Here is a 16,798-nt window from a genome sequence, read left to right as displayed (position 1 = left end):
GGGGAAACCATATCTGCTAATTAAGAGTATACAAGCTCTTCGGCAATACCACTGAAAATCTTACTTAAAAACGCACATTAGCCTTATTTAACAGCTTCTTCTCGATTTGTTCATAGTTTATTCATATTTGGGCGATATCATTGGATGTATGTTCAGCAAAAGAGAAATGGTTAAAGAAGGAGATTTGTTTATGAAGAATGTTTTAAAGAATAGGCTAACTTATGCTTTTCTGATGACTGGGATCTTAGGAGTGGGACTTGGATGGGGCATTACCTCCACTGCTGAAGAAGAAGTGGCAAGCGTAAATGGAGAAAAAATCAGCAAGGACGAGTTATACAATCTCCTGATGGACCAAGGCGGGACGCAGCTTGTCGATTACTTAATAACGGAAAAAATTATTGAACAGGAGTCAGATAAAAAAGACATAAACATCTCAAATGATGCTGTAGAAGAAGAATATCAGACGGTTATAGCGTCTTATGGGGGCGAAGAGGCCTTTATTCAGCAGCTTGAGACGAGTGGCGGCACCGTTGAAGATGTAAAAAAAGATCTGGAAACAAACTTGAAAATCGAAAAGCTTCTGGAGCCGGAAATTAAGATTTCAGAGGATGAAATGAAGACCTATTTTGATGAAAATAAAGAAAGTTTTGCAGAACCGGAACAAGTAAAAGCAAGTCATATTTTAGTAGAAGATGAGGCTGCAGCTAAAGAAGTGAAAGAGAAGCTTGACGGCGGAGCAGATTTTTCAGAGCTTGCGAAAGAATATTCAACAGACACTTCGAACAGTGAAAAAGGCGGTGACTTAGGTTACTTTGCAAAAGGCGATATGGTTACTGAATTTGAAGATGTGGCATTCGCTATGAAAGAAGGAGAAATCAGCGAGCCGGTTAAAACCGAGTTTGGCTATCACGTTATTAAATTTGAAGATAAAAAAGCAGCTGCAGAAGCAGTCTTTGATGACAAAAAAGAGGAAATTAAAGAAACATTGTTTGATCAAAAGATGCAAACGGTCTACACAACATGGCTTGAAGAGAAAAAAGATGAATATGATATTAAAAATACGCTTGAGAGTTGAAGAAGAGAAGGAGAGGATCCCTCTTCTTTTTCTATTTTCCAGCATTAATTGTACCGGATATACGAGCAGTGATGGTCAAAAGAAACGGACTTGATAGGTAGGTTTTTTAAGATATCGCTTATACATCTGTTAATGCAAAAAACTCTTTCTTTCTGAAATTAGGAGGCTGCTGGAAAAAAGGGAGTGTTTCTATAAAATCGGAAAGTTTTTACCAGATTTTTGCTAGTAAACAGGTCATTTAGGATAGTAAAAGTCTCATTATGGAAAGTAAACTTTCATTAACATAGAATATTACCTTTAAGTAAACTTAAATAAAAATAAGTTGACATAAATCCACTCCTTTCTTTACCATGAAAGAGAAGGAAATGATGGAGGGATTACCATGGACTGGTTAACACTTGCAAACGAAGTAGTAAATGGAAAAGAATTAAATGAAGAGGAAGCACTGAGTATCTTAAACTCTGATGATGATGAACTATTAAGTTTACTGCAGGGTGCATTTACAATTCGCAAGCACTACTACGGAAAAAAAGTAAAGCTGAACATGATCATCAACACGAAGTCAGGTCTTTGCCCTGAAAATTGCGGGTACTGTTCACAATCCAGTATTTCAACCGCGCCGATTGAAAAGTACCGCATGATGGACCGTGAAAGCATTCTTGCTGGAGCAGAAAGGGCTTATAATCTGAAGGTTGGCACATACTGCATCGTGGCAAGCGGTCGGGGACCATCTGAAAAAGAATTGGACACGGTTGTATCTGCAGTGAAAGACATAAAAGAACATTATGGACTTAAAGTATGTGCGTGTCTTGGTCTTTTAAAGCCAAATCAGGCCTCACGCCTAAAAGAAGCAGGAGTTGACCGCTACAATCACAATATCAATACATCAAAGGAACATCACGAATCGATTACAACATCCCATACATATGATAACCGTGTTGAAACGATAGAAGCTGTCAAGGCATCAGGGATCTCACCATGTTCAGGTGTCATCATCGGCATGAGAGAAACGAAAAAAGATGTCGTCAACATGGCATACAGCTTAAAGGTACTTGATGCAGACTCGATACCCGTTAACTTCCTTCATGCGATTGACGGCACTCCGCTTGAGGGGACGGACGACCTTGATCCGCGCTATTGCCTGAAGGTCCTTGCACTATTCCGTTTTATCAATCCGACAAAAGAAATCCGCATCTCCGGGGGACGTGAAGTGAACCTTCGATCCCTTCAGCCGCTTGGGCTTTATGCTGCGAACTCTATTTTCGTCGGCGATTATTTAACGACTAAAGGCCAGGAAAGCACAAGTGACCATGAAATGCTGAAGGATTTAGGATTCGAAGTAGAGTTTGATTTTGAAGAAAATGAGGCGTTGACTGTATAAAAAAAGGGTCCCTTCCTAAATGAGGAGGGACCATTTTTTGTTCACAATTAAGTCGGATTAATTATGAAAGTCTGCTAATTCATTTTTTTAATAGATTAATAAGTAGATTCAGGAATCGCTTCGTACTTTTCAGGATCAAGAGTATATACAGATTCATCACTTACGCCATTGATAATGCCCATTAAACCAGTTTCCACTGTTTTCACGAGCATTCCTTTTTGTTTTTGACCAAAGTTCTGTGTTTGTCCTTTCACTTCGAAAAGGACGGTTCCGCTTCCATTTAATGCAAATGAACCCAGTGCAGTTCCCGGCAGATCAAGACCTTGCTCATACAGGGAGATATTCGTGAATACAGAATCTCCTTTTGCCTGAAGGGCTTCATATGCGGCAACATTCAGCTGTCTTGAGAAATCATAGTTGTAGTCCGCTGCATATTGAGCATATTTTGCTCCTTCAGCTGAGCTTGGGTCTGGAACAAACTGTGCAGAGATTGACATTGTCGCAATTTCTCCTGTGTCACCAACATATGGAAATCCTTGATGATGAAGATCCATGAATACATCGACTTTACCGAACTCTGCCTGAAGATCTTTATACACGTCTCTTACTGTTTGAGCTTCAGGTGTTATGTACCAGCCTGGTTTGCTGGAAGCACCAGGGAAATCAGCTGCATTTGGCACATAGTTTAAGTCAGGATGAAAATCACGGTTTACATCAAATCCTGGGTTTGCTGCATAATCATCACTTTGCAGGACTCTCGTATAATAGTTCCATGATGGCGTGGCTGAACTTAATTGCGGGTATCTTTCCACGACCTCCTGCCAGCTTAAATCATTTCCTCTGCGATCTAATTCAGAAGCATCCACATTCATCATTGGAATGGCCACAATCGTCATTTCTTCTCTGATTTTACTGGCTTCAGCAGAATTGCTTGAGCCAATGTTTTGAAGCGTATTCAATAATGCAGCGGTTCCTGTTTTTTCATTTCCATGAATTTCACTTTGAACGAGCAGAACTTTGTCTCCTTCACCGACTCTGGCCGTGTAAATTTCACGCCCCTGATTCGTATAGCCTGCCACATCCACAGAGACTTTTCCGCTGCTGCTCTGCTCAATTTGAGTAAGCCTTTGCTTAAGCTCCGCATAATCAATAAAACCTTGTGTTGATAATGTTTCGCCTGCAGATGGTTTAGCGGCTTCCATGTTTCCTGCCTGCGGAAAGACAAAAACAGAAGCTAAAACAGCGGTACCTAAAATCTTTTTCCATGATTTTTTTTTCAATCCAGTCACCTCATCCTTAATAGTTCTAACTGCAATCAGAATATACTGCAAAAAATCTTCCAATCCTTTCTGAATTGACAAAAATGACGCTATGGTTCTACAAGAACTTTCAATTTGTTATTTCTTCCAATCTATTTTCCTAGCAGACGGAAGTTCTTTCGCCTCACGAAATAAAAGGTTTTCTAAAGGAATAAGTTTTAGCTGAAGCAAACTCTTTTTGACTGACATTACTATTGTTGTATTATGAAAAAAGGTTGCTGTAGACCCACTCAGTCCTTACTTGGTAAGATGGTCAAGGAATAAAAAGTGGAGGACTTTTGGATGGAACAACAAAAATATGCGGATTTAAAACTGGGTGAGCGCGGCGCCATCATAAGCATCCTTGCATACCTGTGTTTATCTGCTTTAAAACTCATGATCGGATATACAGCAAATTCAGAAGCTTTAAAGGCTGATGGATTAAATAATGCGACCGATATCGTTGCGTCGATTGCAGTGTTAATAGGTTTAAGACTATCTCAAAAGCCACCGGACCAGGATCATCCGTATGGGCATTGGAAAGCGGAAACGGTGGCTTCCCTAGTTGCATCTTTCATTATGATGGCAGTAGGGCTTCAAGTTCTTTATGGGGCAGTCATGTCAGTTTTTGAAGGGAAACAGGAATCGCCTGATTTACTTTCTGCATGGACAGGGATTTTCTGTGCTGCTATTATGTATTTCGTATATCGCTATAATAAAAAACTCGGCGAGAAAATCAAAAGCCAGGCAGTTATTGCCGCTGCAAAAGATAACCTTTCAGACGCATGGGTCAGCATTGGGATCGCAATCGGCATTATTGGATCCCAATTTTCACTTCCTTGGCTGGATCCTCTCGCTGCTGTCGTTGTGGGATTTCTGATTTGTAAAACAGCCTTGGATATTTTCAGAGAAGCCTCTCATCATTTAACAGACGGATTTGATGAGCAGGAAATTCAGGCGTTTAAAGAAACGACTCTCTCGCTGTATGGGGTAAAAGGCGTCAAAGAAATTAAAGCAAGAAACTATGGAAACAATACAGTCGTCGACATTGTCATCCTCGTCAATTCAAATTTGGATATTCGGGATGCGCATGATATTTCAACAAAAGTTGAAAACATTTTAATGAACAAGCATGATGTGTACAATGTACATGTTCATGTTGAACCGAATTGAATCTGTTTTTGCTTATAAAAAAAGGAGGGAGAACCGATGGATACCAACCTGCTTACAAATTTGATCCGCATTGGACTGCCGATTATCATCATTGGAGCATCCATATTCTGGACAATGAAAATGCCTTACACAAGAAGGTTAATTCCTCCAGTTACGCTTGCCATACTTGCTGCTGCTGTATTTGCTGCACCATATGCTCTTGAATGGATCAATGTCAGTGATCGGGACTTAGAATCAGTTTTATTAACGATTTATATCACACTTACTTTGATGCTCAGTTCTGTATTGAGTTTGATCACAGCTTTATTTGTGAAGAAAAAAGAGACAAAATAAATATGAAATAGAAAAGACACTTCTTTCATAGCAGAGAAGTGTTTTTTTATTGATTTGATTGGAATAAAGTTGAATTCGATAAATAAAAGGAATCCCAAAGGATTGTAAGAGGAAATCACTGCTGAAACGAGAACTACATAACTACATAGATGAAAAAAAGGGGGGCTCCATATTGAGAAAAATGATTTTTCTCATGGCCTTTATTAGTATTTTTTTAATTAGTTGTTCATCATCAAAATCTTTTGAAGGAAGAATCAGCGATATTAAAAAAGGATATTTTGAAGTGGATTGTTCTAAAGAGGTGCAAAAGGGTGAGGAGAAAGGGGAATCCGCCGGGTATCCATGTACTGTTAAGCTGTCAGATGAAACCATTTTTCGCGACAATCATGGCAAAAAGCTCAAAGCTAGGCATTTTACAACAGGATTAGATATTAAAGTTGTTTTAGCCGATCGGAAAAAAATCAGTAAGAGCAAGGAAAGCAGAGAGGTGGAAGCCAGGGAGATCATTCTGCTTAATTAAAAGTGAAAATGCTTCTCTTTTGAACTTTTGAATTAAAAGAGAAGCATTTTCTATCTAAAAAGATTGATTATTTTTTTGTTTTCTTAAGTAAGAAACGAACAATATTAATAGTCCGCCAACAATAAACCCTGCGAGAACCCCTAACGGAAACTCTCCTTTATTAACTCCAACGATTAATCCGCCAACACAGGCACCCATTATAATCATGAATACTCGAAAAACTGAGTTTTTCATTCCTGCACCTCTTATTTATTTGTTTTGAGGCTCTTGAACACTCGGCCATTTTTGCTGCAGAGCATGAATAAATGTTTTTACAATCTTCTTATCTTCAATGACTGGTGAATAAATATAAGACAATGTCCGTGTAAAATTCTGGTTTTTCATTTTAATGATGGACAGGTTTTTATTCTGTACATCTCTTTCAATGACACTTCTTGATAGAAAGGATAGTCCCATGCCATTAATCAGGGTTTCCTTAATACCCTGATTGCTGCTTATAGTGAGAAGCGATTTCACTTTTAATCCGTTAGTCCGGATCACATGATTGAGGAATTCGCGTGTGCCTGAACCTACTTCTCTTGTGACCCACGGCTGATTTTGAAGATCTGCGAATGTCACCTCATTTTTTGAAGCAAGCTCATGATTTCTGGAGGAAACAATAAATAGCTCATCCTGCATAAATGGATGCACAGAGAGCTCTTTTTCATTTGTCTGTCCTTCTATAAGGCCAATATCTACTTGGTGCATGCGGACAGATTGTATGATCTCTTCTGTATTTCCGATAAGAACCTGCAGCTCAAGCTCCGGGTATTTATTTTGAAGGTCAAGGAGTAAAGACGGTAAAATATACTCGCCGATGGTAAAACTGGCGCCAATTTTCAGTTCTCCCTTTATCGAATTCTGATGCTCTAAAATATCCTGTCTTGTTTGTTCGTAAAGGGTAATCATCCGTTTTGCGCGATCATATAAAATCTCGCCTGTCGGAGTAATCTGCAGGAATTTTGGCGAACGCAAAAATAACGTCGTCTGAAATTCTTTTTCGAGATTTTTAATATGCAAACTTACACTCGGCTGCGACATACGGAGATTTTCGGCTGTTTTCGTAAAGTTCTTAATCTCTGCAAGGGTCACAAATGTTTTTAATGCGTCATAATACAAAAGAAGCCCACCTTATGATTAGTAATCTTAATTATAACAATAAATTAAATGTATTTTACTAATTTTCTGTTTTCGGGTAAAGTAGAAATAGTATTTTTTAATTGGAGAAAAAGGTAAATCGATAGGTATGATTTTACTCTAAAAACCAACTTAATTTATAGGGATAATCAAAATGATTCTTTCTTTCTATAAAATAAACTGGATTTTTCCTTAATAATGATTTGAAAAAAGTGTTAAATTTCTTTGTGAGGTGGGAAACGTTGCAACTTCAGGTAACTAACAGTCCGTTCAGTCAGGAGCAGGCAGAGCTCCTTAACCGCATTCTGCCAACGCTGTCAGAAACACAGAAAATCTGGCTGACAGGGTATTTAACAGCAGCTCAGTCTCAGTCGATTCAGACAGCACCGGGGACTCAATCATCAGAATTGACTGTACAAAGCAGTGAGGCAGCCGTCTCTAAAGAAGTAACCATTTTATACGGATCACAAACAGGCAATGCTCAAGCACTTGCTGAGAATGCAGGCAAAACTCTTTCAAAGCAGGGTTTGCAAGTGACGATCTCGTCGATGAATGATTTTAAGCCGAATCAATTAAAGAAAGTAAAAAACCTTCTGATTGTCGTAAGTACACATGGAGAAGGCACTCCGCCGGATAATGCGCTCTCGTTTCACGAATTTCTGCACGGCAGACGCGCGCCTAAACTTGATGACCTTAGCTTTTCCGTTCTGTCTCTTGGTGACAGCTCGTATGAGTTTTTCTGCCAGACAGGCAAGGACTTTGATCAGAAGCTTGAAGAACTTGGAGGCACACGGATTTATCCGCGAACAGACTGTGATCTTGATTATGATGATCAAGCAGCAGAATGGCTTCAGGGAGTTCTTGGCAGCTTAATGCAGGATCCGGGAGGAAGTCAGGAATCATCTGTACAGACATCATCTTTACAGGTAACTGAATCCGTTTATTCCAGAACAAACCCATTTCGTGCAGAAGTGCTTGAGAATCTTAATTTAAACGGACGCGGTTCAAATAAAGAAACACACCATCTTGAGCTGTCCCTTGAAGGATCTGGGCTCTCGTTCGAGCCGGGTGACAGCCTTGGCGTATACCCGGAAAATGATCCGGCACTAGTTGACTTGCTGATTCAGGAGATGAACTGGGATGCTGATAAAGAGATAACCGTAAATAAACAGGGGGATGTCCTTCCGCTTAAAAAAGCACTTATATCCCATTATGAAATCACGGTTTTAACAAAGCCTCTTCTTGAGCAGGCAGCTAAGTTTTCTGAAAGTGCGGAATTACAGGAGCTGACATTGCCTGAACAAAAAGAAAAATCTAAAGCATACATTGAAGGACGCGATTTGCTTGATTTGGTCAGAGATTTTGGACCATGGAATGCATCAGCAGAAGAATTCGTTTCGATTCTAAGAAAAATGCCTGCCCGTCTTTATTCAATTGCAAGCAGCTTATCAGCAAATCCTGATGAAGTCCATTTGACAATCGGAGCTGTTCGCTATGAAACTCATGGGCGTGAGCGAAACGGCGTCTGCTCGATTTTATGTGCAGAGCGGCTTCAGCCAGGGGAGACCCTTCCGGTTTACATACAGCGGAACCAGAATTTTAAGCTCCCTCAAAATCCGGATACACCGATCATCATGGTTGGACCTGGGACTGGGATAGCGCCTTTCCGTTCTTTCATTCAGGAAAGAGAAGAAACAGGGGCAGAAGGAAAGTCTTGGCTGTTCTTCGGTGATCAGCATTTCGTAACGGACTTCCTTTACCAGACAGAATGGCAAAAATGGCTTGAAAACGAAGTGCTGACAAGAATGGATGTTGCGTTTTCCCGTGACACGAATGAAAAAGTTTATGTGCAGCACCGGATGCTTGAACAGAGCAAAGAATTGTTTAAATGGATCCAAGAGGGAGCGGTTGTTTACATCTGCGGCGATGAGAAAAACATGGCCCATGATGTTCATAACACTTTAATTAAGATTTTTGAAAATGAAGGCGGCATGAGCCGTGAAAAAGCAGAAGAGTATCTTGCAGATATGCAGCAGCAAAAACGCTATCAGCGTGATGTATACTGAGTTCTAGATTGAAAGGGGTATTTCAGCATGGTGAACAAATTATTAACAGCGCCGGATGGCCCGCCAAGTGATGTAGAAGATATTAAGGAAAGAAGCAATTATTTGCGCGGTACATTGAAGGAAGTCATGCAGGACCGGATCAGTGGCGGAATTCCTGACGATGACAACCGTCTCATGAAGCATCATGGCAGTTATTTGCAGGATGACCGTGATCTTCGAAATGAGCGTCAAAAGCAAAAGCTTGAACCTGCTTATCAGTTTATGCTCCGTGTCCGCATGCCGGGCGGGGTGGCAAAGCCAGAACAATGGCTTGTAATGGACGATCTTGCCCAAAAGTACGGAAATGGCACGTTAAAGCTGACTACGCGCCAGACCTTTCAAATGCACGGCATATTAAAATGGAATATGAAGCCTACCATTCAGGAAATTCATGCTTCGATGCTGGATACCATTGCTGCCTGCGGCGATGTAAACCGGAACGTGATGTGCATTTCGAATCCTTATCAATCTGACATTCACTCTGAAGTATATGAATGGTCAAGAAAACTGAGTGATGATTTGCTGCCTCGCACGAGAGCGTACCACGAAATTTGGCTTGATGAAGAAAAAGTAGCGGGAACACCTGACACAGAAGAAGTTGAGCCAATGTATGGTCCGCTGTACTTGCCGAGGAAGTTTAAGATCGGCATTGCGGTGCCGCCTTCAAATGACATCGATGTCTTTTCACAGGATCTTGGCTTCATTGCAATCGTGGATGAAGGAAAACTAAGAGGGTTCAACATAGCAATCGGCGGGGGAATGGGAATGTCCCACGGTGATAAAGCGACATATCCGCAGCTGGCAAAAGTAATTGGATTCTGCGCTCCTCATCAAATTGTCGATGTGGCTGAAAAGATCATTACCATTCAACGGGATTATGGAAATCGTTCTGTCCGCAAAAATGCCCGTTTCAAGTACACAGTTGACCGCTTAGGGCTGGATACGGTAAAAGAAGAACTTGAAAACCGCCTGGGATGGAATCTTGAAGAAGCAAAGAGCTATCACTTTGACAATAACGGTGACCGATATGGCTGGGTAAAAGGAATGGAAGGCAAGTGGCACTTTACTCTTTTTGTAGAAGGCGGACGCGTAGCAGATTTTGATGGCTACCAGCTGATGACCGGTCTGCGTGAGATTGCAAAAGTCCATAAAGGTGAAATCCGGCTTACTGCCAATCAAAACTTAATTATTTCTAATGTCCCAAGCCATCAAAGAAAAAAAATCAACGATCTGATTGACCAATACGGGCTGACTGACGGCAAGCATTACTCTGCCCTTCGCCGCAGCTCTCTCGCATGTGTTGCCCTGCCGACATGCGGCCTTGCAATGGCTGAAGCCGAACGCTACTTGCCGGTGCTGATTGATAAAATTGAAGCAATCGTTGATGAAAACGGATTGCGAAACGAAGAGATAACCATTCGAATGACTGGCTGCCCAAATGGCTGTGCACGCCATGCTTTGGGTGAGATTGCCTTTATAGGCAAAGCCCCAGGCAAGTACAATATGTATTTGGGCGCAGCTTTTGACGGCAGCCGCCTGAGCAAGATGTACCGAGAAAACATCGGGGAAGAAGAGATTTTAAGCGAACTTCGCGTCCTTCTTTCACGCTACGCAAAAGAACGGACAGAGAAAGAACACTTTGGAGACTTTGTCGTTCGGGCAGGTGTCATAAAAGAAGTAACAGACGGCACAAATTTTCATGATTGATGAAAGACAGGATCTTCCTGTCTTTTTATTTTGGAAAGAAACAGGGAATAATAGAAGTGGATTGAAAACGAATGTACGTTCGTGTATAGTTAGTTTAGATAGTACTTCCTATAAAAGAAGGTAGAAATGATGGCTGAAGCCCTGAAAAATATTTATAATGAATCTTTTATTGAAGCGTTAATTGCTGCAATAGATCAAGAATACTCTTTATTTGATTCCGAACAATTCCGGACACATTTCTTTGAAGAAGGCTGGGAGAATTTAGCGCTAAAGCAGCGGATGAGAAAGATTACAGTGTGTTTAAAAAATTCACTGCCTGAGGACTATCAGGATGCTCTCCAGATTTTATATAAAATTGCACCTCATTTTAATGGTCTTGGCGGCATCATTTTCCCCGATTACGTGGAGCAATATGGTTTGCAGGAATGGGATGAATCAATGCATGCATTAGCTTACTTTACAGAATTCTCAACTTCAGAATTTGCAGTCCGTCCTTTTTTAATTAAAGATGGAAAGCGTATGCTTGAGCAAATGCTGAAGTGGTCTACCCATTCGAATGAGCATGTAAGAAGACTTGCTAGCGAAGGGAGCAGACCAAGACTTCCTTGGGGAGCAGCGGTTCCTTCATTAAAAGAAGAACCCCGGCAAACATTGCCGATCTTAGAAAACCTGAAAAATGATCATTCTTTATATGTCCGCAAGAGTGTGGCCAATCATCTAAATGATATTTCCTATACACACTCTGAGTTTGTTTTAAGCATTGCGAATGAATGGATCGGAAAGAACAATTATACGGATTGGATAATCAAACATGCCTGCCGTTCATTGCTTAAAAAAGGAAACAGAGAAGCACTTGCGTTATTTGGATATGGAAATGACAGCCCAATAAAAATTGAGCATCTGACACTTCATCCCGATACTATCCGGATTGGAGACAGTATTCAGTTTACATTTCATATTTCAGCAGAAAGCACAATTCCTGTCAGGTTGGAATATGCAATAGATTATGTGAAATCACGGGGACAGCGAAACCGAAAGATATTCATGCTGAAAACATGCCATATGAAGCAGGGAGAAAAAAACACCATCACAAAAACTCACGCTTTTAAAGATTTAACAACAAGAAAGCATTATAAAGGAATACATACCATATCGATCGTTATTAATGGTACAGTAAAAGCAGAGAAAGATTTTATCATCAAATGACAGACTGCTGGAACAATGAAAAAAAGTCCTCGGAGGAGGACTTTATTCATTAGTCATCTTGTCTGTCTTTATCATTCATATCTTCAGGGTCTTCAATTGGATCTTCTGGATCTTTCTCTCCATTTTCTTCGTCATCTTTGTTCATTGTGTCATCTTCATCTAAACCAGGCACATCTCCATTTTGTTCTTCTTGAGGAGCTTCATCATTTTGCTCTTCTTCTGGGGGTGCCGGATCTTGATCATCATTAGTCGCGCATCCAGCTAAAATTAAAGCAGAGAAACATACACTAAATAGTACAGATAACCATCTTTTATTCATTGTGTTACTCCTTCCATTAATTAGAATGATTGTTAATTCTGTTTTATATTTCCCTTAAGAATTTTATTTATCAGTAATTTTTAAAAAAAATAGTTGAAAACGTTAATAAAGAATTCATACTGTGTTTAAAAGTTGTTAACATAATGTTCACGTTTACAAGTATCCAGGAAATCTGAATGGTGATAAACTAAAAGTAGAAAATTGGATGATTTTAGGGAGGAATCAAGCATGTCTCATTTTGGTGAACATTTAAAACATTACCGAGAGCTGAAAAACATGAGTCAGGAAGAACTTGCTTTTAAAGCGCGACTTGGACGGCAAACCATCGAAAAGTATGAATCCGGTGTAAAAGTTCCCGATACCCAAACCATCTTAAAACTCTCCACTGTCCTTGATGTTCCAGCATCAGAGCTAGTTGATAAAGAGCATTTTCAAAAGAAAAACAAAATAAATTAATCGTTATGTTTAAAAAAGGCGTTTCCTATAAAAAAGGAAACGCCTTTTTTCGGAGAGAAATCCATTTTATTAAATCTATTCCAACTTCTCATTTAGAGAATAGGTCTTCAGGGGCAGGAGATTATGAGGAAGGGGGGACATAAAAGAAGGCAGGATAGATCATATATAAGACAGCATTTAATAAAGGATAATTGTGATTGGAAGCGGGTTCTCACCATTTTATTTGTATGACTTTTAATATTCAACTAACAAAAAACACCTTCCATTACTGGAAGGTGTGATTGTAGTCCATCCTTTTATCGTCTGCTTTTTTCGCCGCCTTTTTGCCCAATCTCCTGGTAAAACTCTTTATCATGAGAATCAGCTGTAGCTTGTCCGCCTTTGCGTCCCGCTTCTTCGCGGCTCATTTTACCGTTATCGCCAGAGCTGCTGCTGTTAGAATTCGATTGATTTTGGTTAGAGGAGCTAGCTTGTCCGCCTTTGCGTCCTGCTTCTTCGCGGCTCATTTTATCATTATTGTTTGAGCTGTTGTTAGAATTCGATTGGTTTTGGTTAGAGGAGCTAGCTTGTCCGCCTTTGCGTCCTGCTTCCTCGCGGCTCATTTTATCATTATTGTTTGAACTGCTGTTGTTAGAATTCGATTGATTTTGCTGAGCGGCATTTGCTTCGCCGCCTTTTTTTCCGATTTCCTGGTAAAATTCCTTATCATGAGAATCAGCTGTAGCCTGTCCGCCCATCCGTCCTGCTTCTTCGCGGCTCATTTTGCCATTGTTTTGATTAGCCATTGAAAATACCTCCTAATAAATTTGGATTTTTTAACCACACTTTTTTAATACCCGTCAGCTTAGCAATCAAACTGCTTTTTTATCATTACGGCCAAATGTACTAGATAAGAATGTAATAATTAGATAAATAAAACTGAAAATATCATTTCTATATATGATTATCAATTAATCCCTTTATCCTGTTGTGCCAGTGCTAACAGGATGGAATGAAAGAGCGATAATCTTTTCACAAATATAAAAAAAGATATTGGCAATGATAAATCAAGGAGGGTGATAGGATGTATTTCTTGTTAAATATACTGGGTGTACTAGTGGTAATTGGAATTGTTTATATTTGTTCACCTAATAAAAGGAATGTTAAATGGAAAGCTATTCTTACCTTGATCGTTGTTGAATTCATAATTACTTGGTTCATGTTATCGACTAAAATCGGGACATGGGTCATCAATCAAATTGCAGCTTTCTTTACCTGGCTGATTGCTTGTGCAAATGAAGGAATTTCTTTTGTTTTCCCATCAGCAATGGCAAATGAGCAGGTAGATTTCTTTTTCAGTGCATTAATGCCGATTATTTTCATTATTACGTTTTTTGACATTTTATCGTATTTCGGTATCCTGACCTGGATTATCGATAAAGTAGGCTGGCTCATCTCAAAAGTATCCGGATTGCCAAAACTTGAGAGCTTTTTTTCCATTCAGATGATGTTCCTTGGAAATACCGAAGCTCTTGCTGTTCTGCGTCTCCAGCTTGGTGCTATAAAAACTCAGAGATTGCTGACATTTGGAATAATGGGCATGAGCAGTATTAGCGGATCCATTATCGGGGCTTATTTATCCATGGTTCCTGCTACATATGTGTTTGTTGCTATTCCATTAAACTGTTTAAACGCACTGCTGATCGCTAACATGCTTAATCCTGTAGCTGTCAGCAAAGAGGAGGATGTCGTATATGTTCCTACTAAAGAGGAACGTAAAGATTTCTTTTCCACTATTTCTAACAGTATGCTTGTGGGAATCAAGATGGTTATTGTCATTACAGCTATGGTAATCGGTTATGTAGCATTGACGGCCAGCTTAAACGGTATATTAAGTTTCTTTGTCAACGGTTTGACGATTCAAAAAATCTTCTCAGTTCTTTTTAGTCCATTCGCTTTCTTGCTAGGTTTAACTGGGAGTGATGCGATGTATGTTGCTCAATTAATGGGAATCAAACTTGCTACCAATGAGTTTGTTGCCTTGCTCGATTTAAAAGATAAAGTTGACACCCTTGCTCCGCATACTGTGGCCGTTGCAGTGACATTCCTCACCTCATTTGCCAACTTCAGTACAGTAGGCATGATTTATGGAACATTTAATTCCATCCTTGATGAAGAAAAATCGCACATTATCGGAAGGAATGTCTGGAAGATGCTGCTGAGCGGAATGGCTGTTTCCTTGTTAAGTGCTATGGTTGTTGGATTATTCATTTGGTAAATAGGTTACTGATATAAAAGAATGTAAGAAGGAAAACAAGATACAATAAGGGGAAAAGTAAGGTTACTTTCATCTTCAAGTTAAGGAGGGGGCGTTAATTCAGAAGGATTAACGTCTTTTTTCTTTATTAATGGCGCTTGGATTTAATTCTCCCATTACCGCAGATACTGTCTTTTATACGTATGTTTTAATATGTTACGAAATTTATGTAGTCAAAAATTGAAAAAAAGGATATAATCACATTAATATTTGTACCTATAAATATAATATATGGCAATGAATTAGGTGAGCTGATATAAAAATGGAGGGTTTAAAATGAAGTTTCCATATGATTTTTTATTCGGAGCAGCTTCTGCTTCTTATCAAATAGAAGGCGCCTGGAATGAAGATGGTAAAGGTAAAACGAACTGGGATGTCTTTTCAAAGATTCCGGGGAAAACGTATAACGGCACAAACGGAGATGTAGCCATAGACCATTATCATCGCTACAAAGAAGATATTAAGTTAATGGCAGAGATGGGGCTTGAATCGTACCGTTTTTCCATTTCATGGGCCCGTATTTTGCCGACAGGAGACGGAGAAGTCAATGAAAAGGGCTTGGAATTTTATAATAATGTGATTGATGAATGTTTAAAATATGGTATTGTTCCATTCGTTACACTGTATCATTGGGATTTGCCTCTGACTCTTGAAGAAGACGGAGGATGGACAAATAAGCGAACAGCTGACGCCTTTGTCAAGTATGCAGAAATTTGTTTTCAGTCATTCGGCGACCGCGTCAAACATTGGATTACGTTCAATGAAACAGTTATGTTTTGCGGATTAGGCTATTTAAAAGGAGCACATCCGCCTGGTATCCAAAACGATGAGAAGAAGTACTTTCAAGCGACGCATTACGTGTTTTATGCACATGCAAAAACCGTAGAAGTCTATAAAAAACTGAATCATTACGGGGAGATAGGTATTACCCATGTTTTCTTGCCAGCTTACAGCATAGATGATAAACATGAGAATGTAGTAGCTGCCAGGCATGCCAATGAATATGAAACTTTTTGGTATTATGATCCAATATTAAAAGGTGAATATCCGTCTTATGTGGCTGAGCAGTTAAAGGAGAAAGGCTGGACGCCAAGCTGGACAGAAGAAGAACTGGATACGATAAAAAGAAATGCGGGAAAAAATGATTTTATAGGACTTAATTATTACCAGCCCATTCGAGTAGAAAAAAATCATGAGGCGGATTCATCTAAGGAACATTCAAGAGAAACATCTACTCTGGCTCCAGGCAACCCGTCTTTTGATGGTTTTTATCGGACCGTAAAAATGGAAGATAAAACATATACAAAATGGGGATGGGAAATCTCGCCTCAAGGATTTTTAGACGGACTGCATATGTTGAAAGATCGTTATGGTGATATTATGATGTATGTAACAGAAAACGGGCTTGGTGATGAGGATCCGATTATTGATGGGGAAATAGTGGATGTTCCCCGTATTAAATATATTGAGGAACATTTAAAAGTGATTAAGCGTGCAATCAAAGAAGGCATACATTTAAAAGGGTATTACGCATGGTCTGTCATTGATCTATTAAGCTGGTTAAACGGCTATAAAAAGCAATACGGATTTATTTACGTGGATCATCATGATCATTTAAACCGAAAGAAAAAGCTGTCGTTTCATTGGTATAAGCATATTATTGAGACGAGAGGAGAAGAGCTGTAAAGTAGAAGGAAAACCTCTTGATTTTAATCAAGAGGTTTTGTGTATAATAAAGAAAAAATGATTGAAC

At 39.6% G+C, this 16,798-nt stretch carries 16 protein-coding genes; 11 read left to right on the top strand and 5 right to left on the bottom strand.

The genetic code is table 11. The annotated features are described in order from the left end of the window. Positions 1-190 precede the first annotated feature (190 nt). Together QLQ22_RS14730 and bioB are read left to right on the top strand one after the other, a co-directional pair. On the top strand, positions 191-1,075 hold the full coding sequence (locus tag QLQ22_RS14730; RefSeq protein WP_223435720.1) for a foldase protein PrsA: 885 nt from the start codon (positions 191-193) through the stop codon (positions 1,073-1,075). A gap of 382 nt (positions 1,076-1,457) precedes the next feature. Beyond that, on the top strand, positions 1,458-2,456 hold the full coding sequence (gene bioB / locus QLQ22_RS14725; protein WP_284015052.1) for a biotin synthase BioB: 999 nt from the start codon (positions 1,458-1,460) through the stop codon (positions 2,454-2,456). Positions 2,457-2,551: 95 nt separating this feature from the next. On the opposite strand, the gene QLQ22_RS14720 is transcribed toward bioB, so the two are convergent. Further along, positions 2,552-3,736, bottom strand: coding sequence for a M14 family zinc carboxypeptidase (locus tag QLQ22_RS14720; protein ID WP_223435718.1), 1,185 nt, complete (start codon positions 3,734-3,736; stop codon positions 2,552-2,554). Between the two features lie 321 nt (positions 3,737-4,057). On the opposite strand from QLQ22_RS14720, the gene QLQ22_RS14715 reads away from it, so the two are divergent. The 3 genes from QLQ22_RS14715 (at position 4,058) to QLQ22_RS14705 (ending at position 5,780) form a co-directional block, all read left to right on the top strand. Continuing rightward, a complete protein-coding gene (locus QLQ22_RS14715; protein WP_284015051.1) occupies positions 4,058-4,927 on the top strand; it encodes a cation diffusion facilitator family transporter in 870 nt (289 codons plus the stop codon). A 36-nt stretch (positions 4,928-4,963) separates the two neighbouring features. After that, positions 4,964-5,260 carry a hypothetical protein gene (locus QLQ22_RS14710; protein WP_223435716.1) on the top strand — a complete coding sequence of 99 codons (297 nt, stop codon included), beginning with the start codon at positions 4,964-4,966 and terminating at the stop codon, positions 5,258-5,260. Positions 5,261-5,432: 172 nt separating this feature from the next. Beyond that, positions 5,433-5,780 carry a hypothetical protein gene (locus tag QLQ22_RS14705; protein ID WP_223435715.1) on the top strand — a complete coding sequence of 116 codons (348 nt, stop codon included), beginning with the start codon at positions 5,433-5,435 and terminating at the stop codon, positions 5,778-5,780. 54 nt (positions 5,781-5,834) lie between these two features. Here the strand turns inward: QLQ22_RS14705 and QLQ22_RS14700 are convergent, their stop codons facing one another. Then, positions 5,835-6,014, bottom strand: a complete 180-nt coding sequence (locus tag QLQ22_RS14700; protein ID WP_223435714.1) for a hypothetical protein — start codon at positions 6,012-6,014, stop codon at positions 5,835-5,837. A gap of 15 nt (positions 6,015-6,029) precedes the next feature. Next, on the bottom strand, positions 6,030-6,938 hold the full coding sequence (locus QLQ22_RS14695; protein ID WP_223435712.1) for a LysR family transcriptional regulator: 909 nt from the start codon (positions 6,936-6,938) through the stop codon (positions 6,030-6,032). 260 nt (positions 6,939-7,198) lie between these two features. Here QLQ22_RS14695 and QLQ22_RS14690 point away from each other — a divergent pair, with 260 nt between their 5' ends. The 3 genes from QLQ22_RS14690 (at position 7,199) to QLQ22_RS14680 (ending at position 11,974) form a co-directional block, all read left to right on the top strand. Continuing rightward, positions 7,199-9,022, top strand: a complete 1,824-nt coding sequence (locus tag QLQ22_RS14690; RefSeq protein ID WP_284015050.1) for an assimilatory sulfite reductase (NADPH) flavoprotein subunit — start codon at positions 7,199-7,201, stop codon at positions 9,020-9,022. Between the two features lie 27 nt (positions 9,023-9,049). Beyond that, a complete protein-coding gene (gene cysI, locus QLQ22_RS14685; RefSeq protein WP_284015049.1) occupies positions 9,050-10,768 on the top strand; it encodes an assimilatory sulfite reductase (NADPH) hemoprotein subunit in 1,719 nt (572 codons plus the stop codon). A 129-nt stretch (positions 10,769-10,897) separates the two neighbouring features. Continuing rightward, a complete protein-coding gene (locus QLQ22_RS14680; protein ID WP_284016840.1) occupies positions 10,898-11,974 on the top strand; it encodes a DNA alkylation repair protein in 1,077 nt (358 codons plus the stop codon). 49 nt (positions 11,975-12,023) lie between these two features. On the opposite strand, the gene QLQ22_RS14675 is transcribed toward QLQ22_RS14680, so the two are convergent. Further along, positions 12,024-12,293, bottom strand: coding sequence for a hypothetical protein (locus QLQ22_RS14675; RefSeq protein WP_223435706.1), 270 nt, complete (start codon positions 12,291-12,293; stop codon positions 12,024-12,026). A 228-nt stretch (positions 12,294-12,521) separates the two neighbouring features. Between QLQ22_RS14675 and QLQ22_RS14670 the strand changes: the two genes are divergently transcribed. Continuing rightward, entirely contained in the window at positions 12,522-12,749 is a 228-nt protein-coding gene (locus QLQ22_RS14670; RefSeq protein ID WP_223435705.1) for a helix-turn-helix domain-containing protein, read from the top strand. 296 nt (positions 12,750-13,045) lie between these two features. Here the strand turns inward: QLQ22_RS14670 and QLQ22_RS14665 are convergent, their stop codons facing one another. Further along, entirely contained in the window at positions 13,046-13,534 is a 489-nt protein-coding gene (locus QLQ22_RS14665; protein ID WP_223435704.1) for a KGG domain-containing protein, read from the bottom strand. 278 nt (positions 13,535-13,812) lie between these two features. Between QLQ22_RS14665 and QLQ22_RS14660 the strand changes: the two genes are divergently transcribed. After that, complete coding sequence (locus QLQ22_RS14660; RefSeq protein ID WP_223435703.1) at positions 13,813-15,006, top strand: nucleoside transporter C-terminal domain-containing protein; 1,194 nt, start codon at positions 13,813-13,815, stop codon at positions 15,004-15,006. A 315-nt stretch (positions 15,007-15,321) separates the two neighbouring features. Beyond that, positions 15,322-16,731 (top strand): GH1 family beta-glucosidase, encoded by a 1,410-nt coding sequence (locus tag QLQ22_RS14655; protein WP_284015048.1) that lies wholly within the window; start codon positions 15,322-15,324, stop codon positions 16,729-16,731. Positions 16,732-16,798: the final 67 nt, after the last annotated feature.

The organism is Metabacillus hrfriensis (assembly GCF_030127205.1).
GTDB classification, from domain to species: Bacteria; Bacillota; Bacilli; order Bacillales; family Bacillaceae; genus Bacillus_P; species Bacillus_P dongyingensis.
The sequence above is the reverse complement of the archived record's forward strand: the minus strand, read 5'-3'. Positions and strand labels throughout refer to the sequence as shown.